Raw genomic sequence first — 25,500 nt, forward strand, 5'->3', positions numbered from 1 at the left:
GGTCGCGTGTTTCTCAGCTGCTTTTCAGGCCGGGGTTGCCGGGATGTTCAGGCCGCGTTGCACGGCGGGACGTTCGACAAACCGGGCCAGCACGCGGGCGACTTCGGGGAAGTCCTTGAAGCCCACCAGATCGCCCGCGCCGTAGAAGCCGACCAGGTTGCGCACCCAGGGCCAGGTGGCGATGTCGGCGATGCTGTAGTCGGCGCCCATGATCCAGTCGCGGCCCGCCAGGCGCTGGTTCAGCACGCCCAGCAGGCGGCGCGATTCGGCGGCGTAGCGGTCGCGGGGGCGCTTGTCTTCATAGTCCTTGCCGGCAAACTTGTGGAAGAAGCCGAGCTGGCCAAACATCGGCCCCACGCCGCCCATCTGGAACATCAGCCACTGGATGGTTTCATAGCGCTGCGCCGGATCGGACGACAGGAACTGGCCGGTCTTTTCTGCCAGGTAGATCAGGATCGCGCCCGATTCAAAGAGAGCCAGCGGCCGGCCACCGGGGCCGTTGGGGTCGAGGATGGCGGGGATCTTGTTGTTCGGGTTGAGCGAGAGGAACTCGGGCGAGAGCTGGTCGTTGCTGTCGAAGGCGACGCGGTGCACTTCGTAGGGCAGGCCGGTTTCCTCCAGCATGATCGAGACCTTCACGCCGTTCGGCGTGGGCAGCGAATACAGCTGCAGGCGGTCCGGGTGGCGCGCAGGCCATTTGTTCGTGATGGGGAAGGCGGACAGGTCGGTCATGGGCGCTCCAGGGCAGGGCGGCGGGCTGCCGCGAGGCATTCATTGGACACCGCCGCGCAATGCCCTTGTGCCAGCGAACCCATGGCGTTTGGCGTAGCCCGGTGGCGCGGATAATTCCCATCAAAGGAGACACCGACCCATGCCCATCACCAAAGGATTCCGCGTGCTCGTGGACGAAGCCACGGCGCAGATCACCACCTACACCGTCGAGCAAGTGCGCAAGCGCCTCGAAGCGGGCGACGCCACCTTGCAGGTGGTCGACATCCGCGACGTTCGCGAACTCGAACGCGAAGACACCGTGCCCGGTGCCCTGCACGCGCCGCGCGGGATGCTGGAGTTCTGGGTCGACCCCGAGTCGCCTTACTACAAGCCGGTGTTCGGCGACGAAAGCAAGGAGTTCGTGCTGTTCTGCGGCGCCGGCTGGCGCAGCGCGCTGGCCACCAAGGCCCTGCAAGACATGGGCATGACCAACGTGGCCCACATCGACGGCGGCTTTGCCGCGTGGACCAGGGCCGACGCGCCCACCGAAACCCTGGAGGCGCACAAGGCCCGGCACGCGGCGCGCAAGGCCGCTTGAGCGGGGTGCCCGTGAGCGTCTGTCCCTGTGGCCGGACCGACGCGCGGGGCAAAGCCAGTGCGTTCGACAACTGCTGCGGGCGCTACCTCGACCACGACACCCCGGCGCCCGACGCCGAAAGCCTCATGCGCTCGCGCTACAGCGCCTTCGTGCTGGAGCGGGTGGCGTACCTGCAGAGCAGCTGGCACGCCAGCACCCGGCCCGCCGACCTGACGCTGGAGCCCGGTGTGAAGTGGCTGGGGCTGACCGTGAAACGCCATCGCGTGATCGATGCCGACCACGCCGAAGTCGAGTTCGTGGCGCGTTCGCGCGTGGCCGGCCGCGGTCAGCGCCTGCACGAGACCAGCCGCTTCGTGCGCGAAGGCGGGCGCTGGTTTTATGTGGATGGAGATATGAAGTGAGTGCGATGTTTGAAGCCGTGCTGTTTGATTGCGACGGCGTGCTGGTCGACAGCGAGCCCATCACCAACGGCGTGCTGCGTGAGGTGCTGAACGAAGCCGGCTGGGCGCTGAGCCAGGCCGAGTGCATGCAGATCTTCATCGGCAAGGCCGTGCGCGACGAACGCGCGCGCATCGAGGCCGAGACCGGCCAGCCGCTCACCGATCACTGGATGCGCGCCTTCTACGCACGGCGCGACCAGCGCCTGCGCGCCGAACTGCAGACCGTGCAGGGCGCGCTCGATGCCGTCATCGCCGCGCACGCGCACACCGCGGGCCGCATCGCCTGCGCCTCCGGCGCCGACCGGCCCAAGGTCGTGATGCAGATCGGCATGGCCGGCATGGCGCCGTATTTCGGCGACCGCATCTTCAGCGGCCACGACCTGCCGCGCTCCAAGCCGCACCCCGACGTGTACCTCGCCGCCGCGGCCCACCTCGGCGCCGACCCGGCGCGCTGCCTCGTGATCGAAGACACCGCCACCGGTGCCCACGCCGGCCTGGCCGCGGGCGCCACCGTCTGGGGCTACTGCCCGCAGGGTCACGGCCGCGCGTTCGACGGCCTGCCGGTGGCGCGGGTGTTTCGCCACATGGACGAGCTGGCGCGGGCCTTGCCCGCGTTGCGGTAAAAACGCGCCATGCAACTCACACGCCGCCACCTGCTCGCCCACAGCGCAGCCCTGCCATTTTTGCCACTGGTCGGCCTTGGCCTCACTGCCTGCTCCACCGTCGAAACGACCAGCGTGCAGGCGCGCCTGCTCGGCAAGTCCATCACCGTCATCAGCACCATCGGCACCACGCTGCGCCTCAGCTGGCGCGGCACCACGTTGTTCAACAACGAGTTCGGCGAAGCCTTCGTGCCCGACTGGGGCTACAAGGAACAGCTCGAAAACCGCACCGTCGAACTGCTCAGGGCCTCGGGGCGTTTCTCCAGCGTGCAGCGCGTGACCATCACCGCCACCCGCCGAGAAGAAGCGCTCAAGGAGCTGAAGGAACTCAAGACGCCGACCGACCACGTGCTGCTCATCTCGGGCGCTCCCTCGGCCGACAGCATCTGGGCCACCCGCGAAGGCTTCTTCGGTCTGGGCATCGCGCAGCGCAGCATCCTGCAGCTCGGCACCGAGTCGGTGGCCCACGCCTCGTTGCGCGTCGACCTGCTCGTGCCCAGCACCTTCGGCACGGTGCTCGGCGAAGCCACCGTGTCCACCGCCCAGCGCGTGCCCGCGCCCGCGCTGCTGCGCGGCCCGCGCCTGAACGACGACCACGCCGCTGCGGCGCGCGAGTCGCTCAAGGTGCAGGTGGACGCCGCGGTGCAGAGTCTGGTGAACCAGCTGGGGTTGGGGCAGGCGGCGCCTGCCTCTGCGCCGGCTTCTTCGGCACCGAAGCCTGCACCGGCTCCCGCATCGGTGCCGACGGCACCATCGAGCAACGCTTTCCCGGTGACCACGCCGAACGTGGAAGGCCGGGGTATTCCGGCGCCTTTGGGGGCTGGCGCGTCAGACAGCCTGCCGGCGAGGCGTTGATTGGGGCAATTTCTTTGCTGTCGTGTTCGGAGGCGCTGGGGACGTGCCGAATGCGATCAGACAGGTGGGTCTTGGTCAGCGTTGCCAAATGCCGGTTGAGTCGACAGGCGGACTGTTGTCGACCTGGAGCGGCCACCGCTCCATAGGGAAAGGCAAAGCTGACGTCCCGCTGTTGGTGCTCCGGTTGAGTTGGCGCAGCGCTGGGCCGCGATAGCCCAGCGGGAGATGTCGTGCGGGGCTCACGCCATGAATTTTCGAATGGAGTCGCATACCGAGAGCAACTGCCGATCATCCATGCGGCCGATGATGTTTCTGATGACGGTGCCCATGACCTTCTGAACGCCGGATAGTCCGAGGGCAGCAGACTGCTGCACAACGAAGTTCGCCTTCGTGGCCTTCAGCGATTGCAGAAAGTACTGATCCATGCCGCAATCAGTCAGTTCAAGTACCAGCTCTGTGAGCTGGCCGGAGTGGACAGTTGCCTTCTCGGCGCCCTCGACGGCTTCGAGCACTTCAAGTGTCTTCACTCTCAATTCTTGCGAGTGATGGAAGCGCAGGAATGGCTTCGGGCCTGGCTCGGCGCTCTTCTTCGGTGCCCGCTTTGCTGCGGCAGGAGTCGTGCGCTTCGTTGAAGTTGGCATGGTTCGGATCCTGTCGCGGAAAGAGCACCATCGTACGCGTCATGGCCGCGCCTCGCCACTCCCCCGGCGTCACCCCCGTCCAGCCCTTGAACGCGCGCATGAAGCTCTTCTGGTTCTGGAACCCGGCCGCTTCGGCCACCTGTTTGATCGGCCGGGTCGTGCGCTGCAGCAGGTCGAGCGCGCGGTCGCGTCGGACCTCGTCTTTCAGTGCCTGCAATGTGGCGCCTTCGTCTTTCAGCTGCCGGTGCAGCGTGCGGGCCGAGGTGTTGAGCAAGGCCGCGAGGTCGTTGGCGTTGTGCGCGTCCAGCGGCTGGGTCATCAGCACCTGGCGCACGCGCTGCACCAGCAGGCGGTCGCGCCGGTAGGGGCGCACCTGGATCGGCAGGGCGCGCTGCAGCATCTGGTTCATGGCGGCTTCGTCGCGCTTGACGGGCAGGGCGAGGTAGCGCGCGTCGAAGTGGATCGCGGTCTGGTCGGCGCCAAACACCGTCGGGCCATCGAACAGCACCCGGTAAACCTCGGCGTGCGGTGGCGCGGCGAACGGGAAGCTCGCGCCCAGCAGCGGGATGCGCGAGTCCACCAGCCAGCAGGCCAGGCCGTGGCTGTTGCGCAGCACAGAGACGCCACAGAATTCGCGCAGGCTGCCGTCGCCGCCCGGCGGGCGGTGTTCGGTGAGGGCGATGCTGGCCACGTCGCCGCTGGTGGTCACGGCGAGCGTGATGTCGGGCGTGAGCAGGCCGTGGTGGCGGCACCAGCGTTTGAGTGCCACGCCCAGCGTGGGCGCCGAAAGCGAGGCGCGCGCGAGCATGCCGTAGCTGCCCCAGGGCAGGGCGCGGCGAAACCAGCCCAGGGCTTCGTCGTCCAGTTCCTGCATGGCGGCGCCCGAGAGGGTTTCCATCTGCGCGGCGGTGATGCGCGCCGCGGGATCGGCCACGCGGGCTGGCGGAATCTGTGCCTGCGCCAGAACCTGCGCCGGGTCCAGCCCGCGCTGCTGGTAGGCGATCACGATGGCCTGCACGAACGCCATGGGCGTGGCGGCGCGGTCGCTGCGGCGGTCGGATGGGCTGGCAAGGGTTGTGCGGGGGTCAGGCATGGCGCCAGTGTGCCTGATGGGTGGCGTGATTTGCAACCATTCTGGCAAGCGTTGTCGGCGCAAGGCTCCTAAGCTAGGCCCTGCAGTCCGGTGCGAGCCGGACCCTGGAACCCGAGGAGACAAGCCCATGAGCGACCCCCGAAACACGGCCGAGCCCCTGACGCTCAGCCACGCCCGCGGCGCGACCGACGTGCCGCTGATCGAGCAGACCATCGGCGCGTTTTTTGACGCCATGGTGGCGCGCCAGCCCGATCACGAAGCGCTGGTGAGCGTGCACCAGGGGCGGCGCTACACCTACCGCGCGCTGCAGGCCGACGCGCACCGCCTGGCCAGCGCGCTGCTGGCGCAGGGCCTGAATCCGGGCGACCGGGTGGGCATCTGGTCGCACAACAACGCCGAATGGGTGCTGATGCAGCTGGCCACCGCGCAGGTGGGCCTGGTGCTGGTGAACATCAACCCGGCCTACCGCACGGCCGAGGTGGAATACGCGCTCAACAAGGTGGGCTGCCAGCTGCTCGTGACCATGGCGCGCTTCAAGACCAGCGACTACCTGGGCATGCTGCGCGAGCTGGCGCCCGAGTGGGCGCACGGCCTGCCCGGCGCGCTGGAAGCGCAGCAGCTGCCGCACCTGAAGACCGTGGTCTGGATCGACGAAGCCGGGCAGGGCGCCGAAGAGCCCGGGCTGATGCGCTTCTCGGCACTGCTTGCCCAGGGCGACGCGGCCGACCCGCGCGTGGCGCAGGTGGCGGCCACGCTCAAGGCGAGCGACCCGATCAACATCCAGTTCACCAGCGGCACCACCGGCTTCCCCAAGGGCGCCACGCTCACGCACCGCAACATCCTGAACAACGGCTTCTTCATCGGCGAGTGCATGAAGCTCACGCCGGCCGACCGCCTGTGCATCCCCGTGCCGCTGTACCACTGCTTCGGCATGGTGCTGGGCAACCTGGCCTGCTTCACGCACGGCGCCACCATCGTCTACCCGAACGACGGCTTCGACCCGCTGACCGTGTTGCAGACGGTGCAGGACGAACGCTGCACCGGCCTGCACGGCGTGCCCACCATGTTCATCGCCGAGCTGGACCACCCGCGTTTTGCCGAATTCGACCTGTCCACGCTGCGCACCGGCATCATGGCCGGCTCGCCGTGCCCCACCGCCGTGATGCAGCGTGTGGTGAGCGACATGCACCTCTCGCAAATCACCATCGCCTACGGCATGACCGAGACCAGCCCGGTGAGCTGCCAGAGCAGCACCGACACGCCGCTGGACCGGCGCGTCTCCACCGTGGGCCAGGTGCAGCCGCACCTGGAGGTGAAGATCGTGAACCCCGACAGCGGCGAGGTGATGCCGACGGGTCAGTCGGGCGAGCTGTGCACGCGCGGGTATTCGGTGATGCACGGTTACTGGGAAGACCCGGCCAAAACCGCCGAGGCCATCGACACCGAGGGCTGGATGCACACCGGCGACCTCGCCACCATGGACACCGAGGGCTACGTGAACATCGTCGGCCGCATCAAGGACATGGTGATCCGCGGCGGCGAAAACATCTACCCGCGCGAGATCGAAGAATTCTTGTACCGCATGCCGCAGGTGCAGGACGTGCAGGTCGTCGGCGTGCCCGACGTGAAATACGGCGAAGAGCTGTGCGCCTGGGTCATCGTCAAGCCCGGCCAGACGCTGGATGAAGAGACCGTGCGCGCCTTCTGCAAGGGCCAGATCGCCCACTACAAGGTGCCGCGTTACATCCGCTTTGTGGACGCCTTCCCCATGACCGTGACCGGCAAGATCCAGAAGTTCAAGATCCGCGATGCCATGAAGGACCAGCTGGGGCTGGCCGAAGCAAAAACCGCCTGAAAGCACACCAACATGCCCGCACTCGACACCAAACTCAACGCCCGCTCCGCCGACTTCCAGGCCAACGCCGCCGCCATGCGCGTGGTGGTGGACGACCTCAAGGCGCAGGTTGAAAAAGCCACGCTTGGCGGTGGCGACGCGGCGCGCGCCAAACACACCGCGCGCGGCAAGCTGCTGCCGCGCGACCGCGTGCAGATGCTGCTGGACCCGGGCACGCCGTTTCTGGAGTTGAGCCCGCTGGCCGCGATGGGCATGTACCCGGACCGCGACGGCAGCGACAGCGCGCCCTGCGCCGGGGTCATTGCCGGCATCGGCCGCGTCAGCGGTGTGGACTGCATGATCGTCTGCAACGACGCGACGGTGAAAGGCGGCACCTACTACCCGCTCACCGTCAAGAAGCACCTGCGCGCGCAGGAAGTGGCGCAGCAGAACAACTTGCCCTGCATCTACCTGGTGGACTCGGGCGGCGCCAACCTGCCGAACCAGGACGAGGTGTTTCCCGACCGCGACCACTTCGGCCGCATCTTCTTCAACCAGGCCAACATGAGCGCCCAGGGCATCGCGCAGATCGCGGTGGTCATGGGTTCGTGCACGGCGGGCGGCGCCTACGTGCCGGCCATGAGCGACGAGACCATCATCGTCAAGAACCAGGGCACCATCTTCCTGGGCGGTCCGCCGCTGGTGAAGGCCGCCACGGGCGAGGTGGTCACGGCCGAAGATCTGGGCGGTGGCGACGTGCACACGCGCCTCTCGGGCGTGGCCGACCACTTGGCGCAAAACGACCTGCACGCGCTGGCCCTGGCTCGCCAGGCGGTCAAGAACCTCAACGCACGCAAGGTCCCGCCGATCACGACCATCGACCCGGTGGCGCCGCTGTACCCGGCCGAAGAGCTGTACGGCGTGATCCCGACCGACACCCGCAAGCCCTTCGACGTGCGCGAGATCATCGCGCGCATCGTCGACGGCTCGGACTTCGACGAGTTCAAGTCGCGCTTCGGTACCACGCTGGTCTGCGGCTTCGCTCGCATCGAAGGCATGCCGGTCGGCATCATCGCCAACAACGGCATCCTGTTCAGCGAATCGGCGCTCAAGGGCGCGCACTTCATCGAACTGTGCTGCCAGCGCAAGACGCCGCTGGTCTTCCTGCAGAACATCACCGGCTTCATGGTCGGCCGCAAGTACGAGAACGAAGGCATCGCGCGCAACGGCGCCAAGATGGTGACCGCCGTGGCCACGGCCGCGGTGCCGAAGTTCACCGTGATCATCGGCGGCAGCTTCGGCGCCGGCAACTACGGCATGTGCGGCCGCGCCTACAGCCCGCGCTTCCTGTGGATGTGGCCGAACGCGCGCATCAGCGTGATGGGCGGCGAGCAGGCCGCGAGCGTGCTGGCCACCGTCAAGCGCGATGGCATTGAAGGCAAGGGCGGCAGCTGGAGCGCCGAGGAAGAAGCCGCGTTCAAGGCGCCCATCAAGGAACAGTACGAGGTGCAGGGCCACCCCTACTACGCCACCGCCCGCCTGTGGGACGACGGCGTGATCGACCCGGCCGACACGCGCCGTGTGCTGGCGCTGGGGCTGAGCGCTTCACTCAATGCGCCGATCCCCGAAACAAAGTTCGGCCTGTTCCGCATGTGAGCACCGGCATGGACCCGATCGCCCACTTCACCCGCCAGGCGCGTTACCACGTCTGGGCCACGCACCGCCTGCTGGACGCGGTTTCCCGTCTGAGCGATGAAGAGTACCGGCGCGATGTGGGCCTGTTCTTCAAGAGCATCCACGGCACGCTCAACCACCTGCTGGTGGGCGAGCACCTGCTCTGGTATGCGCGTTTCTCCAAGGGCGCTTCGCCCCTGCTCGCGCTGGACGCGGAGATCGAACCCGACCGCGAACGCCTGGGCCAGGCGCTCAAGGGCGGCGCCGCCAACTGGGAACACCTGATCGCCAGCTGGCCCGCCGAGCGCTTTGATGGCCAGCTGGACTACCGGACCATGAAGGGCGTGCCGCAGTCGCTGCCGTTTGCGGCCACGCTGGCGCACGTGTTCAACCACGCCACCCACCACCGCGGCCAGATCACCGCCGCGCTCACCGCCCTGGGCCAGCCCGGTCCCGAGCTGGACTGGGTGTACCACCTGCAACTGGAAGCCCAGAAGCCATGAACAAAGCCCTGACCATTGCGGTGCAAGACCGCATCGCCCGCATCACGCTCAGCCGCCCCGAGGTGCGCAACGCCTTCAACGACGAAGTGATCCAGCAGCTCAAGACCGCGTTTGAAGCCGTGGGCACACGCGACGACGTGCGCGCCGTGGTGCTGGCCGCCGAGGGTCCGGCCTTCTGCGCCGGGGCCGACCTGAACTGGATGCGCCGCATGGCCGACTACACGCGCGACGAAAACGTGGCCGATGCGGGCCAGCTCGCCGCAATGCTCCAGGCCATCTACGAATGCCCCAAGCCCACCATCGCGGCCGTGCAGGGCGACGTGTTCGCCGGCGGCATGGGTCTGGTGGCGGCCTGCGACATGGCCGTCAGTGTGGACACCGCCACCTACTGCCTGAGCGAGGTCAAGCTGGGCCTGATCCCCGCGACCATCAGTCCCTACGTGATCCGCGCCATGGGCGCGCGCGCCTCGCACCGCTACTTCCTCACGGCCGAGCGCTTCAGCGCGCAGGAGGCGCACCGCATCGGCTTCGTGCACGAGCTGGTGAGCGGTGCGGAAGCGCTGGACGCCAAGGTCAACGAACTGGCCCAGGCACTGGTGAGCGCCAGCCCGGCCGCCGTGAAAGCCTGCAAACAGCTGGTGCAGGACGTGGCCGAGCGAGCCATTGACGACGCACTGATCGCCGCCACGGTGCAGGGCATTGCCGACATCCGTGCGAGCGAACAAGGTCGCGAAGGCGTGCAATCTTTTCTGCAGAAGCGCAAGCCCGCCTGGCTGGCGGGCTAGCCGGTTTCTTCTCTCAAGGAGAACACCATGGACGCACTCTGGACCACCCTCGTCAACTGGCTGCACGGCATGGGTCTGCACCTGGGCACCGGCGTGGTCCATGAGGTCGGTGGCCAGGTGGCCGAGGGCGTGAGTGCCGCCGCCAGCCAGCTCGACATGCCCAGTCTGCTGGCGCTGGCCGCCGCGCTCGGCTGGGTCAGCGGCTTCCGGCTGTACGCGGTGGTGTTCCTGGTCGGTGCTTCGGGCGCGCTGGGCTGGATGCCCTTGCCCGAAGGTTTGCAGGTGCTGCAGCACCCCGCCATGCTCATCACCAGCGGCGCACTGCTGTTCGTCGAATTTTTCGCCGACAAGATCCCCGGCCTCGACTCGCTGTGGGACATGGTCAACAGCGTGATCCGCATCCCCGCCGGCGCCGCGCTGGCGGCGGGCGCGCTGGGTGCCGACGGCGCCACCATGGCCCTCGTGGGCGCGCTGCTCGGCGGCACGCTCGCGGCCAGCAGCCAGGCCGCCAAGACCACCACGCGCGCGGCCATCAACAGCTCGCCCGAGCCGTTCTCCAACATCGCCATGAGCCTGGTCGAAGACGGCCTGGTGGTCGGCGCGGTCTGGCTGGCCACCCACCACCCGCTGGTGTTCGGCGTGCTGCTGGTCATCACCGTGGTGCTGATGTGGATCGTCACCTGGATGCTGTTCAAGTTCCTGCGCGCGGTGTTCCGCCGCGCGCAATCCCTGTTTTCTTCTGCTACCGCTTAGGACCCCTCATGTTCAACAAGATCCTGATTGCCAACCGAGGTGAAATCGCCTGCCGAGTCGCCGCCACCGCCCGCCGCATGGGCGTGCGCACCGTGGCCGTGTACTCCGATGCCGACGCCAGCGCCAAACACGTGGCGGCCTGCGACGAGGCGGTGCACATCGGCGGCAGTGCGCCGAAAGACAGCTACCTGCAATGGCAGCGCATCCTCGACGCGGCCAAGGCCACCGGCGCGCAGGCCATCCACCCGGGCTACGGTTTCCTGAGCGAAAACGAGGCCTTCGCCAACGCCTGCGCCGAAGCCGGCCTGGTGTTCATCGGACCGCCCGCGAGCGCCATCCAGGCCATGGGCCTGAAGGCCGAGTCCAAGCGCCTGATGGAGAGCGCCGGCGTGCCGCTGGTGCCGGGTTACCACGGCGCCGACCAGGACCCGCACATGCTCCAGCACGAGGCCGACCGCATCGGTTACCCGGTGCTGATCAAGGCCAGCGCCGGCGGCGGTGGCAAGGGCATGCGCGCGGTGGAGAAGGCCGAGGACTTTGCCGCTGCGCTCGCTTCGTGCAAACGTGAGGCCATCAACAGCTTCGGCAGCGACGCCGTGCTGGTTGAAAAATACGCGCAGCGTCCGCGCCACATCGAGATCCAGGTGTTCGGCGACACACACGGCAACTGCGTCTACCTGTTCGAGCGCGACTGCTCGGTGCAGCGGCGTCACCAGAAAGTGCTGGAAGAGGCGCCCGCGCCCGGCATGACGCCCGAGCTGCGCCAGCAGATGGGCCTGGCCGCCGTGGCCGCGGCGCGCGCCGTGAACTATGTGGGCGCGGGCACGGTGGAGTTCATCGTCGAGCAGCCGCCCGAAGGCGGCATGCGCTTCTATTTCATGGAAATGAACACGCGCCTGCAGGTGGAGCACCCGGTGACCGAAGCGATCACGGGGCTTGATCTTGTTGAATGGCAGCTGCGCGTCGCCAGCGGCGAGCCGCTGCCGCTGACGCAGGAGCAACTGCATATCGACGGCCACGCCATCGAGGCGCGCATCTGCGCCGAAACGCCCGACAACCAGTTCCTGCCCGCCACCGGCCGGCTCGACGTCTACCGCAAGCCCGCCTGCACCAGCTTCGAACGCGGCGCGGTGCGCGTGGACGACGGCGTGCGCGAGGGCGACGCGATCAGCCCGTTCTACGACTCCATGGTCGCCAAGCTGATCGTGCACGGCCGCACCCGCGCCGAGGCACTGGCCCGGCTCGACGCTGCGCTGGCTGAAACGCGCATCGTCGGCCTGTCGACCAACGTGCAGTTCCTGCGCCACGTGGTCGCCAGCCCCTCGTTTTCGCAGGCGAATCTGGACACAGCGCTGATCCCGCGCGAAGCGGGCGTGCTGTTCAACCAGGACAAGGTCGGCCTGAATCTCGCGGTGGCCGCCGCTGTCGCGCAGACCCTGCTGGCCGAGCGCGCGAGCGAAGGCAAAGACCCGTTCTCGCGCCGCGACGGCTGGCGCCCGCACGGCCTGACCGTGCGCCGCTTCGACTTCGAATACCTGGGCGAGGCCATGCAGGCCAGCCTGACTTACCTGCACGACGGCGCGTTGCAACTGGCGTTCCATGAAACCAGTGGCCTGCTTGAGTTTGATGCGCTGCCGGCGGAGAACGGTACGCTGATGGACCTGCGCTTCATGGGCCAGCGCCAGACGGTGCAGACCTGGCAGCGCGAAGAGATCGTGCACATCTTCTGTGCCCTGGGCGCCACCCAGATCACCGAGCTCGACGCGCTCGCCCACGCCGGCGAAGCCGCTCACGATGTCGGCCGTCTCACCGCGCCCATGCCGGGCAAGGTGGTGTCGTTCGCCGTGAAGGCCGGCGACGCGGTGAAGAAGGGCCAGCCGCTGGCGGTGATGGAGGCCATGAAGATGGAACACACCATCGCCGCGCCGGCCGATGGCACCGTGGCCGAGCTGCTCTACGCGCCGGGTGACCAGGTGGCCGAGGGCGCGGAGCTGCTGAAGATCCAGACCGCCTGACAACGCGGGCATTGTTCGCCCGCTAAGCTCGCTGCATGAACATCACTTTCTGCTGCACCGACACCAAGGCGCAACCCTGGCTGGACGGCCTGCGCGCGGCCTTTCCCGAAGCGTCCGTCGAGGTCTGGGAACCCGGCGCGCCACAGGCCGACCACGCCGTGGTCTGGGCGCCACCGCAACAGTTTCTCGACGAGCAGCAGGCGCTCAAGGGCTTGTTCAACATCGGCGCGGGTGTGGACGCGCTGCTCAAGCTGCGCCTGCCGCCCGGCGTGAAAGTCGTGCGGCTCGACGACGCGGGCATGTCGGTGCAGATGGCCGAATACGTGTGCCACGCGGTCATCCGCCACTTCCGCGAATTCGATGGCTACGAGGCCGACGTGAAGGCCGGCAAATGGTCGTACCGCAAGCCGCGTGATCGCCAGGACTTTTCCATCGGTGTGATGGGCCTGGGCGTGCTCGGTGAGCGCGTGGCCCGGGCACTGCGGGTGTTTGACTTTCCGGTGCACGGCTGGAGCCGCACGCCCAAGGCCATCGAGGGCGTGCTCACCCACAGCGGAGAGGCCGGGTTCGATACCTTCCTCTCAAACTGCCGCGTGCTGGTGAACCTGCTGCCGCTCACGCCCGACACGCGGGACATCCTCAACCGCGACACACTCGGACGCCTGAAGCCCGACGCTTACCTCATCAACGTGGCGCGTGGCGCGCACCTGGTCGAGGCCGACCTGCTCGCCCTGCTGGAGAGCGGCCACATGGCCGGCGCCACGCTGGACGTGTTCCGCACCGAACCATTGCCCGCTGACCACCCGTTCTGGAACCACCCCAAGATCACCATCACCCCCCACACCTCGGCGCGCACCTTGCGCGATGAAAGCATCGCGCAAATTGCGGGCAAGATCCGCGCGCTCGAAGCGGGTCAGCGCGTTGCGGGTGTGGTCGATCCTGTCAGGGGCTATTGAATTCAGCCCTCACCCCAACCCTCTCCCGCTGAGCGTGAGAGGGGGTCAAGCCCTTCGGAGACATTCATGAACATCCCATCAAAAGTCCAGCTCATCGACGTCGGCCCGCGCGACGGCCTGCAGAATGAAAAGCAGCCGGTGCCCGCCGCCGTGAAGATCGAGCTGGTTCACCGCCTGCAGGCTGCGGGTCTGAAAGAGATCGAGGTCACCAGCTACGTGAGCCCGAAGTGGGTGCCGCAGATGGCCGACAACCACGAGGTCATGAGCGGCATCACACGCCAGGCCGGTGTGCGCTACTCGGTGCTCACGCCCAACCTCAAGGGCTTCGAGGCCGCGCTGCTCGACCGGCCCGATGAGATCGTGGTGTTCGGCGCGGCCAGCGAGGCCTTCAGCCAGAAGAACATCAACTGCTCCATCGCCGAAAGCATCGAACGTTTTGCGCCCGTGGTGGCGGCGGCCCAGGCGGCCGGCGTCGCTGTGCGCGGCGCCATGAGCTGCACCGTCGGTTGCCCGTACGAAGGCGAGATTGCACCCGAGCGCGTGGCCTACCTGGCGGGGCTGATGAAGGGCATCGGCGTCGAACGTGTGGACGTGGCCGACACCATCGGCGTGGGCACGCCGCGCAAGGTGCAGGCCGCCATCGAGGCGACGCTGAAGCACTTTTCCATCGATCAGGTGTCCGGTCACTTCCACGACACCTACGGCCAGGCCCTGTCCAATACGCTCGCTGCGCTGGAGCTGGGCGTCTGGAACTTCCAGTCCTCCGTGGCCGGCCTCGGCGGCTGCCCCTACGCCAAGGGCGCGACCGGCAATGTGGCGACCGAAGACGTGGTCTACCTGCTGCACGGCATGGGCATTCAGACCGGCATCGACCTGGATGCGCTGGTGGATGCGGGCCAGTTCATCAGCGAACACCTGAACCGCCCGAGCGGCTCGCGCGTGGCGCGCGCGTTGCTCGCGAAACGCCAGGGCTGAACACCATGGATCTCAACATCTGGCTCGCGTTCTTCGCCGCCTCCTGGGTGATCGCGATTTCACCGGGCTCGGGCGCGGTACTGTCCATGAGCCATGGTCTGGCCTACGGCGTGCGCCACACCAGCGCCACCATCGCCGGCCTGCAGCTGGGGCTGTCGGTGATCCTGCTGATCGCCGGGGTGGGCGTGGGCGCGCTGCTGCTCGCCTCGGCCACCGCGTTCACCGTGGTCAAGGTGCTGGGCGCGGGCTACCTGATCTGGCTGGGTGTGAAGCAGTGGCGCTCGCCGGTGCATGCGGCCCATGCCCACCAGCAGGCCGCCGACGGCGTCGCTGGCCTGAAGCCCGGGCTGCCCACGGTGCGCCAGCGGGTGCTGACCGGCTTCATGACCAACGTGACCAACCCCAAGGGCATCGTGTTCATGGTGGCCGTGCTGCCGCAGTTCATCGACCCGTTGCGTCCGCTGTGGTTGCAGCTGCTGATCCTGCTGGTGACCTCGATCTCGGTCGATCTGGTGGTGATGCACGGATACGCCTTCCTGGCCTCCCGCGCGCAGCGCTGGCTGGCCACCGCGAAGGCGCGCCGCGCGCAGAACCGCGTGTTCGGCGGCGTGCTGGTGGCCATGGGTGCGAGCCTGATGCTGGTGAAACGGGCCGCCTGATGGTGGCAGGTACCATTCCCGCCCATGACTGACGACACCCTGAATTCTGTGGAGCTGCCGCCCGGCGTGCAGCGTGTCATGGCCGCGCTGGCTGAACGCGGCCACCCGCACACGCCCGTGATGCTGAGCGATGCCGCGCGCACCGCGCAGCAGGCGGCGGACGCCCTGGGTGTGGCCCTGGGCCAGATCGCCAAGAGCATCATCTTCCGGCGCAAGAGCGATGACGCGGCGGTGCTCGTCATCACCTCGGGCGACCTGCGTGTGGACGAAAAGAAGGTGCAGGCCATCGTCTGCGCCGAGGGCGGCAAGCTGGGCCGTGCCGACGCCGATTTCGTCAAGAGCAAGACCGGTTTTTCCATCGGCGGCGTGTCGCCGCTGGCGCACGCCACGCCGCCGGTGACGCTGATCGACGATCAGCTGTTCCGTTTTGCCGAAATCTGGGCTGCGGCGGGCCACCCGCACGGCGTGTTCCGCCTCAGCCCGCATGAACTGCAAAGCCTGACCGCCGCACCCGTGCACGATGTCACCGCGCCGCTGGCGCCTCTCTCATGAATGCGCCCCTGATCAACCTGCGCGACGCGCGCGAACGCCACCCTGGCCCCGGCGTGCCCTCGCCCTGTGTGTCCATCTGCGAACTGGACGAACGCAGCAGCAGCTGCAAAGGCTGTTACCGGACCCTGCCCGAAATCGCCACCTGGAGCGCATTGGCGGATGCGGAAAAGCTGGTGATCTGGGAACGCATCGAGGCGCGCCAGAGCGCCTGACCCGAGAGGACCCCATGAGCGTTGACACCCTGCACGACATCACGTTCTGGTACGACCCGATCTCGCCCTACGCCTACCTCGCGTTCGAGCGCCTGCCCGAAGCGCTGATGGGGCTGAGCGTGCGCGTGCGCTACAAGCCGGTGCTGTTCGCCGCCTTGCTCAAGGCCAACGGCCAGCTCGGGCCGGCGGAGATTCCTTCCAAGCGCGACTGGACCTACCGCCAGGTGGGCTGGCTGGCGCACCAGCACGGCGTGACGCTCGACCTGCCAGCCGCCCACCCGTTCAACCCGCTGGCGCTGCTGCGCCTGGGCCTGGCCACCGCGACCGACGACGTGCCTGGCGAGACCAACCGCTATGTGACTGAGCAGCTGTTCCACCACGTCTGGCGCGGCGGTGGCGATGCGGTGGCGCCGGATCGCCTGGCCGCGCTGCAGACCCTGCTGCAGGACCACATGGCCCAGCGCGAGAAGCCCTGGCACGCACCCGACAGCGAGGTGGTGAAACAGCGCCTGCGCAGCAACACCGGCGCCGCGCTGGCGCTCGGCCTGTTCGGCGTGCCGGCACTGGAGACCGCTGGCCGCGTGTTCTGGGGGCAGGATGCGCTGCCCATGCTGCGGGCCCAGCTGGAGGGTGACCCCTGGTTCGATTCCGGTGCCTGGGATGCCGCAGCGGCGCTGCCTGTGGGCGTGCGTCGCGGGGGCTGACGCCCGGGTCGTTGACGGGCCTCAAGCCGGGGGGCGCGCGATGACGACTAAGATGGTGTGCACCCGTCGCGGCCGGGATCCTGAAACGGACCTCGGGCCGGAACTGAAACACTTTCACCCACAAGGAGATATGGCATGTTCAAAAAAATTCTGGTCCCTACCGATGGCTCGACCCTGGCGCAGAGCGCAGCCACCACCGCCGCCCAGCTCGCCAAGAGCCAGGGCGCGCAGGTCGTGGGCGTGTATGTGATCGACCCATTTCCCTACATCGGCATCGGTGATGCGTCCGCCGTCGGTTTGCAGGCCTACATGGCCGAAGCCCGCAGCGCCGCCGGGCAAGCGCTGGAGGCGCTGGGCAAGGTCTGCAAGGAAGAAGGCGTGCCGTTCGCCGGAGACACGATCGAGCGCAACGTGGTCTACGAAGGCGTGATCGAAACCGCAAAAGCCGAAGGCTGCGACCTGATCGTCATGGCCTCACACGGCCGCCAGGGCGTCAAGGCCCTGATCCTGGGCAGCGTGGCGCAGAAGGTGCTCACGCACGCCAGCATGCCGGTGCTGATCGTGAAGGGCTGAAGGAAACACCCCCGCCGCGCTTCGCGCGACCCCCTCAAGGGGGCGGCACTGGCCGTCCGGCAAAGCCGGCCCGGCGGTGCCCTGGGTTGCCCCCTTTTCAAGGGGGCGGCGACGCAGGGGCTATCGTCTGAACTTCCCCGCTGCATCGACGATCGACAGGTCGGCGAAATCGAGGCCGGTGTGGTTGTCCGGTCCGTAGCTCACGCTCAGTCCGCCGATGTTGAAGTTCTGCAGGCCCTCCAGCGCATCCCGCAGGCTGCCGGATGTCGGGTTGGGCCCGGCGCGTCGCAGGCCTTCAACCAGCACCTTGGCGGCTGCAAAGCCTTCGATCATCGCGGGCGACACGCCTTCCATGCCCCTGGCCTTGGCCAGCGTTTGCGCCTCGCGGATCAGGGGGTAGGCCAGCGAGCGTTCATTGGGAAATACCTGGGTCACGATCACGCCGTGTGCATGTTCACCCAGCAGCTTGATGAACCCTTCTGAGGCGTTGTTGGACAGGGTGACGATCTGTGCCCTTGAGCCGGCGGCGCGGATCGCCCTGACCGCGTTGGCGGTGTTGCCGGCCGAGCCGATCACCATCACGGCCTGGGCCTTCTGCTGGGTTACCTGCTGGGCCAGCGCGGCAAACTCGGGTTTGTCACGGGGGAATTTTTCCAGCAGCAGCGGTTTCTGCCCGACCTTCTCAAAACCCTTCTGCGCCCCGGCGGCCGAATCCGCGCCAAACGAGTCGTCGGTCTGCAGCACGGCGATGCGCGTCATGCCGATGCTGGCCAGGTGTTCGATGGCCTTGGCCGCTTCGCGCTGGTAGGTGGCGCGCACGTTGAACACCCAGGGATTGACGGGGGTGTGCAGCGCCATGGCGCCCGTGCTGGGGCCCACCAGCGGCAGTTTGTGCTCGGCCAGCAGCGGCAGCAGGGCCTGGGCGTGCGGTGTGCCGCGGTTCAGAAACAGCGCCAGCACCTTTTGCTGGGTGATCAGTTCGCGGGCCACCTCGACCGTGCGCTTGGGGTCGAACTGGTCGTCCACCGAAATCAGTTCGATCTTCTGGCCGTTCACGCCGCCGCGCGCGTTCACCGCGTCCAGGTAGAGCCTGGCGCCTTCGGTGTTCTCTTTCACGCCGGCCGCCACCGAACCGGTGAAGCCCGAGGGCTGACCGATGCGCAACTGGGCCCAGGCGGGCATGGCGAGGGTGGTGAGGGCCGTCAGGCAGACGGTGACCAGAGCCAGGCGGTGCCCTGGGCGGTTGGGTGTCATGTGTTTGTCTCCAAGGATGGCGCCAGTCTAGGCGCGGCGCCGTCGCGGGAAATTGTGGAAATGACGTAGCCGCGCACGGCGCGGGCCTTGCGCTCCTAGAATGTTTGCCTCCCCACCGGAAGCCCCCTCATGTCTGATGCGCACCCGCTCCTGAACCCCTCGTCCCCGTCCGAACCCGCGGGCGCTGCGTCGGCAGACAGCCCGGCGCACACCGAGACCGGGCTGATCCGCATCCGCGGCGCGCGCCAGCACAACCTGAAGAACATCGATCTCGACATCCGCACCGGTGAACTCACGGTGGTCACTGGGCCCAGCGGTTCGGGCAAGTCCAGCCTGGTGTTCGACACGCTCTTTGCCGAGGGCCAGCGCCGCTACGTGGAGACCTTCAGCGCCTACGCGCGCCAGTTCCTCGACCGCATGGACAAGCCGGCGGTGGACCGGGTGGATGGCGTGCCGCCCGCCATCGCCATCGACCAGACCAACCCGGTGCGCAGCTCGCGCTCGACCGTGGGCACGATGACCGAGCTCAACGACCACCTGAAGCTGCTGTTCGCGCGCGGCGCCGACCTGTTCGACCGCGAGACCGCGCTGCCGGTGCGGCACGATTCGCCGGAGTCGATCTGCGCCGAGCTGCAGAAGCGTTGTGTGGCGTTGAACGATCCCAGGCTGGTGGTCACTTTCCCTGTGGAGCTGCCGGCCAGCACCACGCCGGAAGAGATCGAACAATGGCTCTCGGCCAGTGGCTACACGCGGGTGCAGGCCGAACGCGTGGTGCAACGCGCCGCGCCCGTGCCCGACGCGAAGGCCGCCAAGACCACCAAGGCAAAAACCGCCAAGGCGGACAAGGCGGCCAAAAGCGCTGCCGCCAGCGAATCGGTGAAGGTGCTCGACGTGGTGGCCGACCGCTTCCGCATCGGCACGGCCGAGCAGGCGCGGGTGATGGAGGCCATCGAAGCCGGTCTCAAGCGCGGCAGCGGCAAGCTGATGGTGTATGTGTTGGGCGAGGAGGGTGCCGAGCCCGTGATCTGGCGCTTCTCGACCGGCCTGCATTGCCCCGAGAGCGACATCCGCTACACCGACCCCACGCCGTCGATGTTTTCGTTCAACTCGGCCGTGGGCGCCTGCGAGGCCTGCCGCGGTTTCGGCCGTGTGATTGGGGTCGACTATGGCCTCGTGATCCCGAACGACAAGCTCACACTGCGCAACGGCGCCATCAAGGTGTTCCAGACGCCGGCCTGGAAAGAAGCGCAGGACGACCTCATGCGCCACGCTGAAAGCGCGGGCATCCCGCGCGACACGCCCTGGAACAAGCTCACGCCCGAGCAGCAGCACTGGGTCAAGGCCGGTTCGCCGAACTGGAACGGCAAGTGGAACCAGCACTGGTTCGGCATCGCGCGCTTCTTCGAGTACCTGGAGAGCAAGGCCTACAAGATGCACATCCGCGTGCTCTTGTCCAAATACCGCAGCTACACCGAATGCCCGAGCTGCGGCGGCGCGCGCCTGAAGACCGACAGCCTGCTCTGGCGCATCGGCACCAAGGCCCAGGCCGACGCGGTGCTGCCGCCCGAGAAACGGTATCTGCCGAAGGGCGTGAAGTGGTCGCGTGCGCAGCTGGAGGCTTTGCCCGGCCTGTGTCTGCACGACCTGATGCTGCTGCCGCTGGACAAGTTGCGGGTGTTTTTTGCGGCGCTGGACAAGACGCTCGTCCCGGCGGGCTCGGACCTCGCGGGCGCCGGCCAGGCGCAGGCGGTGCGCCTGCTGTTCGAAGAAATCAACACCCGTATCCGCTACCTCTGCGAAGTCGGCATTGGGTACCTCACGCTGGACCGCCAGAGCCGCACGCTCAGCGGCGGCGAGGTGCAGCGCATCAACCTCACCACCGCGCTCGGCACCTCGCTGGTGAACACGCTCTTCGTGCTCGACGAGCCCAGCATCGGCCTGCACCCGCGTGACATGGCGCGCATCAACGACGCCATGCTGCGCCTGCGCGACGCCGGCAACACCCTCGTGGTGGTCGAGCACGACCCGGCCGTGATGCTGGCCGCCGACCGCCTGATCGACATGGGCCCCGGTCCGGGCGAACGCGGCGGCCAGATCGTGTTCGACGGCACACCCGAGCAGATCCGCAGCGCCGACACGCTGACCGGCGCCTACCTCGGCGCGCGCAAGACCGTGGGCATGGGCTTCAAGCGCATGGTGACCGACAGCACACCGCGGCTGATCCTCGAAGGCGCGCGCGAGCACAACCTGCAGAACGTCTCGGTCGAGTTCCCGCTGCAACGCCTGGTGGTGGTCACCGGCGTGTCCGGCTCAGGCAAATCGAGCCTGATCCAGGACGTGCTCGCGCCCGCGCTGCTGCGCCACTTCGGCAAGTCCACCGACTCGCCCGGCGCACACGACCGCCTGCTCGGTGCCGACTTCCTGAGTGAAGTCGTTTTTGTCGACCAGTCGCCCATCGGCAAGACCGCGCGTTCCAACCCGGTGAGCTACGTCGGTGCCTGGGATGCCGTGCGCGCCCTGTTCGCCGACGCGCCGCTCTCACGCCAGCGCAGCTACACCGCGAGCAAGTTCAGCTTCAACAGCGGCGACGGCCGTTGCCCGACCTGCGGTGGCTCCGGCTTCGAGCACGTGGAGATGCAGTTCCTGAGCGACGTGTATTTGCGCTGCCCGGACTGCGACGGTAAACGCTACCGGCCCGAGGTTCTGGAGGTGAAGATCGAGCGCGGTACCCGCTGGTTCAGCGTGGCCGACGTGCTGAACCTCACCGTGAGCGAAGCTGCCGCGCTGTTCGCTGCCGACCGCGAGGTGATCCGTGCGCTGCAGCCCATCGTGGACGTGGGGCTGGAGTACGTGAAACTGGGCCAGCCGGTGCCGACCCTGTCGGGCGGCGAGGCGCAGCGCCTGAAGCTCGCGGGTTTCCTGGCCGAAGCCGCCAAGAGCGCCAGCGCGAGCCGCCAGCCGATTTCGCGCAAGGGCACGCTGTTCCTGTTCGACGAGCCCACCACCGGCCTGCACTTCGACGACATCGCCAAGCTCATGCGCAGCCTGCGCAAGCTGCTCGAAGCCGGGCATTCGCTGGTCGTGATCGAACACAACCTCGACGTGATCCGCGCCGCCGACTGGCTGATCGATCTTGGCCCCGAAGGCGGCGCGGGCGGTGGCCTGGTGGTGGCCGAGGGGCCGCCCGAAGACGTGCGACAACACCCCACCAGCCACACCGCCAAAGCCCTGCGCGACTACGCCGAGTCCATGGGCGAGGTGCACGCGGTGCACGAAGGCCGGCTGGTCGACTACCTGAAGCAGCCGCAGCGCCAACGCGCCTCGGCCGCGCGCGCCGAGGGTCACAGCAACGCCATCCGCATCGTCAACGCCAAGGAACACAACCTCAAGAACCTGAGCGTGGACATCCCGCGCGGCCAGTTCAACGTGATCTCCGGCGTGAGCGGTTCGGGCAAGTCCACGCTGGCCTTTGACATCCTTTTCAACGAAGGCCAGCGGCGCTACCTCGAATCGCTCAACGCCTATGCGCGCAGCATCGTGCAGCCCGCGGGCCGGCCCGAGGTGGACGCGGTCTACGGCATCCCGCCCACGGTGGCGATCGAGCAGCGGCTCAGCCGCGGCGGCCGCAAGAGCACGGTGGGCACCACCACCGAGGTCTGGCACTTCCTGCGCCTGCTCTACGTGAAGCTGGGCACGCAGCACTGCGTGCACGACGGCGCGGCCGTGATGCCGCAGAGCCCCGAGAGCATCGCCGCCGCCATCCTCACGCGCTACGCCGGCCAACACATCGGCCTGCTCGCGCCGCTGGTGTTCAACCGCAAGGGTGTCTACACCGAGCTGGCCGACTGGGCGCGCCCGCGTGGCCACACGCACCTGCGCGTGGACGGCGAGTTCCTGCCCACGAGCGGTTTCCCGCGCATCGACCGCTTCAAGGAACACACCATCGAGCTGCCGGTGGCCGACGGTGTGGTGGACCCGGCCAACGAGGCCTGGCTGCGCAGCCAGCTCGGCAAGGCGCTGGAGATCGGCAAGGGCCAGGTGCACGTGCTGCACCAGATGGAGGGCCTGGCAGAGGCCATGGCCGAAGGCATCACCACCGTGGGCCTCGGCAAACTGGAAGTCTTTTCCACCAACCGCGCTTGCCCGGTCTGCGCCACCAGCTACCCCGAGCTGGACCCGCGCCTGTTTTCGTACAACAGCAAACACGGCTGGTGCCCCGACTGCGTGGGCACGGGCCTGGCGCTCTCGCGCGAGCAGCGCAAGGCGCTCGACGATTCGGTGCGCGACGACAACGAGCGCGGCCGCGAGCAGAGCTTCGCCGAACCCGAGGTGGAAGATCTGGCCGACCGGCCTTGCCCGGCTTGCGAAGGCACACGATTGAACGCCCAGGCCCGCGCGGTGAAGTTTGGCGGTGTGGGCATCACCGACGTGGCCCGTCTGTCGGTGAATGAAGTCCGCTCTTGGGTGCAGGGCTTGCTGAAAGTGGCCGTGCTGACGAGCCGCGAGGCCGACATCGCGCGCGACCTGCTGCCGGAGATTGAAAGCCGCCTCGCCTTCCTCGAAGAGGTGGGGCTGAATTACCTCACGCTCGACCGCGGCGCCCCCACGCTCAGCGGCGGCGAAGCGCAGCGCATCCGCCTCGCAGCGCAGCTCGGCAGCAACCTGCAGGGCGTGTGTTACGTGCTCGACGAGCCGACCATCGGCCTGCACGCTCGCGACAACGCCATCCTGCTCAACGCGCTGCACAAGCTCGGCGAGATGGGCAACACGCTGGTGGTGGTGGAACACGACGAAGACACCATCCGCCGCGCCGACCACATCATCGACATCGGCCCGAGTGCGGGCAAACGCGGAGGTCGTGTGGTGGCGCAAGGGTCGGTGGCCGACCTGTCGGCCAACGCCGAATCTGTGACCGGGCGCTACCTGCTGCACGCGATGAAACATCCGCTGCAGCTGCGGCGAGCCGTGGATTCGGCGGCTCCCGCACTCGAAGTCCGTGGCGCCAAGCTGCACAACCTGCAGAACCTCACCGTCGCCGTCCCCCTGCAACGCCTGGTCGTGGTCACCGGCGTCAGCGGCTCCGGCAAGTCCACCTTCGCGCGCGACGTGCTGCTCACCAACGCGGCGACTGCCGTGTCCCAGCGCAGCACCTTCGCCGGCCGCACCAGCTGGGACGCGGGCGAGCGCCCCACCTGGACCGGCTGCGACAAGCTGCTCGGCTCCGAGGTGGTGGACCGCGTGCTCGAAGTCGACCAGACCCCCATCGGCAAAACGCCGCGCAGCTGCCCCGCCACCTACATCGGTTTCTGGGACACGGTGCGCAAGCTCTTTGCCGACACGCTCGAAGCCAAGGCCCGTGGCTACGGTCCGGGCCGCTTCAGCTTCAATACCGGCGAAGGCCGCTGCCCGGGCTGCGAAGGGCAGGGCATGCGCACCATCGAGATGAGCTTCCTGCCCGACGTCAAAGTGCCCTGCGAGGTCTGCCACGGCGCGCGCTTCAACCCCGAGACCCTGGCCGTCACCTGGAAGGGCAAGAGCATCGGTGACGTGCTGCAGATGGAGGTGGACGAAGCGGTCGAATTCTTCGCCGCCATGCCCAGCATCAGCCACCCGCTGCAGCTGCTGAAAGACGTGGGCCTGGGGTACCTCACGCTGGGCCAGCCCAGCCCCACGCTGAGCGGTGGCGAAGCCCAGCGCATCAAGCTCGTGACCGAACTCAGCAAGGTGCGCGACGACATCGGCCGCCGTGGCCAGAAGGCGCCGCACACGCTCTACGTGCTCGACGAACCCACGGTCGGCCTGCACATGGCCGACGTGGAAAAACTCATCCGCGTGCTGCACCGGCTGGTGGACGGCGGCCACAGCGTGATCGTGATCGAACACGACCTGGACGTGATGGCCGAAGCCGACTGGATCATCGACCTCGGGCCCGAAGGCGGCGGTGGCGGTGGCCGCGTGGTGGCCGAAGCCCCACCCGACGAGGTGGTGCGGCTGGGCACGCACACGGGCAGGGTGCTGGGGCCAGTGTTGGCGCGGGCGTGAATCTTTGCCTTGGCCGATACGCCAGTTAAAGAAACGCGCGTTTCTTTGACCAGCGATCACCCTCTACCCGACGACGCCGCCCCAGGCAGCTTGTAAGCCTGCAAATTGTGGTTCGGCGACTCCGGGTACAAAAACACCAAGGTACCCGACGGGATCAGGACGGACAAGTGCTGATTGCGCAGGTGTTTCAGCTCTTTGCCCAAGAGCTTCGCCAACGTTTCCCCCCCTGAGCGGGTGCCACCCGCACAGGTCGCAAATCATCTTCCAGGGGCAGCTTGCCCTGTTCCGGGTGTGGGTCTGGCCGCTCCCCGCCTTGCTGACCTGAGCACTCACCCGGGATGTTTTCCTGGGTCTGCGCGCGGCCGGGTTGGGCGCGGTGCCAGCCTTCGTGCTCGCGCTGCTGGCGCTTTGCCCGCTCAACACCTGGCGCGACGCGCCGCTGTTTCCCACGCTGGTTTCAGCGCTCAAGGACCTGGCGGGCAAGATGCCTTTGCCGCCCGGTGCCTCGGGCCGACATTGGTGCCGCCGACGGGTTGCCGTTTTGCCAGCGCTGGAGCCGTCCGACGGACACCACCAGAGCGGCGGCTTCCCGGTTCAGGCCCAGGCCATCCAGGCCAGCGCCAGTGCCAGCACCGCAAAACCCCAGAGCAGCAGGCGCGTGCGCACGCGCAGCGCCTCCACGGCGGTGACCAGGCGCGCGTTCTGTTCGGCCAGTTCGGCCACGGTCTGGGTCAGCTGTTCCTGCGCCTGGGCCTGATGATGAATCTGCTGCTGCGCCACGATCAGGCGGTTGGTCAGCTCCCCCAGGCTCGGTGTTTCACCCGCCGGCATCTCGATGACCTCGACGGCCGGTGGCGTCGCCGGGGTCTGAGCGCGCTGTCGTTCGAGCAACTTGCGCGCGGCGCTGAGCACCTTGGGCGCATGTTCGATCACGTCGCCCCAGGGGATGACTTTCAGGGCAACCAGCCAGGGGATGGCCATGAATTTCCTTTCAGGGACGATTTCAGGA

At 67.7% G+C, this 25,500-nt stretch carries 23 protein-coding genes; 18 read left to right on the forward strand and 5 right to left on the reverse strand.

Annotated features, from left to right (window positions below; all coding sequences use genetic code 11):
• Positions 1–24: 24 nt before the first annotated feature.
• Positions 25–732: a glutathione S-transferase N-terminal domain-containing protein gene (locus AC0GNO_RS06790; protein WP_472903456.1), complete on the reverse strand. Its 708-nt coding sequence runs from the start codon at positions 730–732 to the stop codon at positions 25–27.
• Positions 733–871: 139 nt separating this feature from the next.
• Between AC0GNO_RS06790 and AC0GNO_RS06795 the strand changes: the two genes are divergently transcribed.
• The 4 genes from AC0GNO_RS06795 to AC0GNO_RS06810 are packed head-to-tail and all read left to right on the forward strand — an operon-like array spanning position 872 to position 3,266.
• Positions 872–1,309 carry a rhodanese-like domain-containing protein gene (locus AC0GNO_RS06795; RefSeq protein WP_472903457.1) on the forward strand — a complete coding sequence of 146 codons (438 nt, stop codon included), beginning with the start codon at positions 872–874 and terminating at the stop codon, positions 1,307–1,309.
• Positions 1,310–1,314: 5 nt separating this feature from the next.
• The gene (locus AC0GNO_RS06800; RefSeq protein WP_472903711.1) at positions 1,315–1,710 is read left to right on the forward strand and encodes a YchJ family protein; all 396 of its coding nucleotides are present in this window, start codon (positions 1,315–1,317) and stop codon (positions 1,708–1,710) included.
• Between the two features lie 5 nt (positions 1,711–1,715).
• The gene (locus AC0GNO_RS06805; protein ID WP_472903712.1) at positions 1,716–2,372 is read left to right on the forward strand and encodes an HAD family hydrolase; all 657 of its coding nucleotides are present in this window, start codon (positions 1,716–1,718) and stop codon (positions 2,370–2,372) included.
• Between the two features lie 9 nt (positions 2,373–2,381).
• The gene (locus tag AC0GNO_RS06810; protein WP_472903458.1) at positions 2,382–3,266 is read left to right on the forward strand and encodes a hypothetical protein; all 885 of its coding nucleotides are present in this window, start codon (positions 2,382–2,384) and stop codon (positions 3,264–3,266) included.
• A gap of 239 nt (positions 3,267–3,505) precedes the next feature.
• Here AC0GNO_RS06810 and AC0GNO_RS06815 read toward each other — a convergent pair whose 3' ends face one another.
• On the reverse strand, positions 3,506–3,793 hold the full coding sequence (locus AC0GNO_RS06815) for a hypothetical protein (RefSeq protein ID WP_472888751.1): 288 nt from the start codon (positions 3,791–3,793) through the stop codon (positions 3,506–3,508).
• Positions 3,780–5,000 carry an AraC family transcriptional regulator gene (locus AC0GNO_RS06820; protein ID WP_472903459.1) on the reverse strand — a complete coding sequence of 407 codons (1,221 nt, stop codon included), beginning with the start codon at positions 4,998–5,000 and terminating at the stop codon, positions 3,780–3,782. The genes AC0GNO_RS06815 and AC0GNO_RS06820 overlap by 14 nt, the downstream gene beginning before the upstream one ends.
• 127 nt (positions 5,001–5,127) lie before the next feature.
• Between AC0GNO_RS06820 and AC0GNO_RS06825 the strand changes: the two genes are divergently transcribed.
• The 13 genes from AC0GNO_RS06825 to AC0GNO_RS06885 all read left to right on the forward strand — a co-directional run bounded on the left by AC0GNO_RS06825 (position 5,128) and on the right by AC0GNO_RS06885 (position 17,195).
• The gene (locus tag AC0GNO_RS06825) at positions 5,128–6,855 is read left to right on the forward strand and encodes an AMP-binding protein (RefSeq protein WP_472903460.1); all 1,728 of its coding nucleotides are present in this window, start codon (positions 5,128–5,130) and stop codon (positions 6,853–6,855) included.
• Between the two features lie 12 nt (positions 6,856–6,867).
• On the forward strand, positions 6,868–8,490 hold the full coding sequence (locus AC0GNO_RS06830; RefSeq protein ID WP_472903461.1) for a carboxyl transferase domain-containing protein: 1,623 nt from the start codon (positions 6,868–6,870) through the stop codon (positions 8,488–8,490).
• Between the two features lie 8 nt (positions 8,491–8,498).
• Positions 8,499–9,011 (forward strand): DinB family protein, encoded by a 513-nt coding sequence (locus tag AC0GNO_RS06835; RefSeq protein WP_472903462.1) that lies wholly within the window; start codon positions 8,499–8,501, stop codon positions 9,009–9,011.
• Positions 9,008–9,796: an enoyl-CoA hydratase/isomerase family protein gene (locus tag AC0GNO_RS06840; RefSeq protein ID WP_472903463.1), complete on the forward strand. Its 789-nt coding sequence runs from the start codon at positions 9,008–9,010 to the stop codon at positions 9,794–9,796. The genes AC0GNO_RS06835 and AC0GNO_RS06840 overlap by 4 nt, the downstream gene beginning before the upstream one ends.
• A gap of 27 nt (positions 9,797–9,823) precedes the next feature.
• Entirely contained in the window at positions 9,824–10,549 is a 726-nt protein-coding gene (locus AC0GNO_RS06845) for a DUF4126 domain-containing protein (protein ID WP_472903464.1), read from the forward strand.
• Between the two features lie 8 nt (positions 10,550–10,557).
• On the forward strand, positions 10,558–12,564 hold the full coding sequence (locus AC0GNO_RS06850) for an acetyl/propionyl/methylcrotonyl-CoA carboxylase subunit alpha (RefSeq protein ID WP_472903465.1): 2,007 nt from the start codon (positions 10,558–10,560) through the stop codon (positions 12,562–12,564).
• A gap of 35 nt (positions 12,565–12,599) precedes the next feature.
• Positions 12,600–13,520, forward strand: coding sequence for a 2-hydroxyacid dehydrogenase (locus tag AC0GNO_RS06855; protein ID WP_472903466.1), 921 nt, complete (start codon positions 12,600–12,602; stop codon positions 13,518–13,520).
• Between the two features lie 66 nt (positions 13,521–13,586).
• A complete protein-coding gene (locus tag AC0GNO_RS06860; protein ID WP_472903467.1) occupies positions 13,587–14,495 on the forward strand; it encodes a hydroxymethylglutaryl-CoA lyase in 909 nt (302 codons plus the stop codon).
• 5 nt (positions 14,496–14,500) lie between these two features.
• Positions 14,501–15,154, forward strand: coding sequence for a LysE family transporter (locus AC0GNO_RS06865; protein WP_226464871.1), 654 nt, complete (start codon positions 14,501–14,503; stop codon positions 15,152–15,154).
• Positions 15,155–15,178: 24 nt separating this feature from the next.
• On the forward strand, positions 15,179–15,706 hold the full coding sequence (locus AC0GNO_RS06870; RefSeq protein WP_472903468.1) for a YbaK/EbsC family protein: 528 nt from the start codon (positions 15,179–15,181) through the stop codon (positions 15,704–15,706).
• Positions 15,703–15,918: a DUF1289 domain-containing protein gene (locus AC0GNO_RS06875; protein WP_177132314.1), complete on the forward strand. Its 216-nt coding sequence runs from the start codon at positions 15,703–15,705 to the stop codon at positions 15,916–15,918. The genes AC0GNO_RS06870 and AC0GNO_RS06875 overlap by 4 nt, the downstream gene beginning before the upstream one ends.
• A gap of 29 nt (positions 15,919–15,947) precedes the next feature.
• On the forward strand, positions 15,948–16,622 hold the full coding sequence (locus tag AC0GNO_RS06880; RefSeq protein ID WP_472903713.1) for a DsbA family protein: 675 nt from the start codon (positions 15,948–15,950) through the stop codon (positions 16,620–16,622).
• A gap of 135 nt (positions 16,623–16,757) precedes the next feature.
• Positions 16,758–17,195 carry a universal stress protein gene (locus AC0GNO_RS06885; RefSeq protein ID WP_472888737.1) on the forward strand — a complete coding sequence of 146 codons (438 nt, stop codon included), beginning with the start codon at positions 16,758–16,760 and terminating at the stop codon, positions 17,193–17,195.
• Between the two features lie 120 nt (positions 17,196–17,315).
• Here the strand turns inward: AC0GNO_RS06885 and AC0GNO_RS06890 are convergent, their stop codons facing one another.
• Positions 17,316–18,449, reverse strand: coding sequence for an ABC transporter substrate-binding protein (locus AC0GNO_RS06890; RefSeq protein WP_472903469.1), 1,134 nt, complete (start codon positions 18,447–18,449; stop codon positions 17,316–17,318).
• A 129-nt stretch (positions 18,450–18,578) separates the two neighbouring features.
• Between AC0GNO_RS06890 and uvrA the strand changes: the two genes are divergently transcribed.
• A complete protein-coding gene (gene uvrA / locus AC0GNO_RS06895) occupies positions 18,579–24,491 on the forward strand; it encodes an excinuclease ABC subunit UvrA (RefSeq protein WP_472903470.1) in 5,913 nt (1,970 codons plus the stop codon).
• A 594-nt stretch (positions 24,492–25,085) separates the two neighbouring features.
• On the opposite strand, the gene AC0GNO_RS06900 is transcribed toward uvrA, so the two are convergent.
• Positions 25,086–25,472: a hypothetical protein gene (locus AC0GNO_RS06900; RefSeq protein ID WP_472903471.1), complete on the reverse strand. Its 387-nt coding sequence runs from the start codon at positions 25,470–25,472 to the stop codon at positions 25,086–25,088.
• Between the last annotated feature and the right edge of the window lie 28 nt (positions 25,473–25,500).

The organism is Hydrogenophaga sp. L310 (assembly GCF_055703065.1).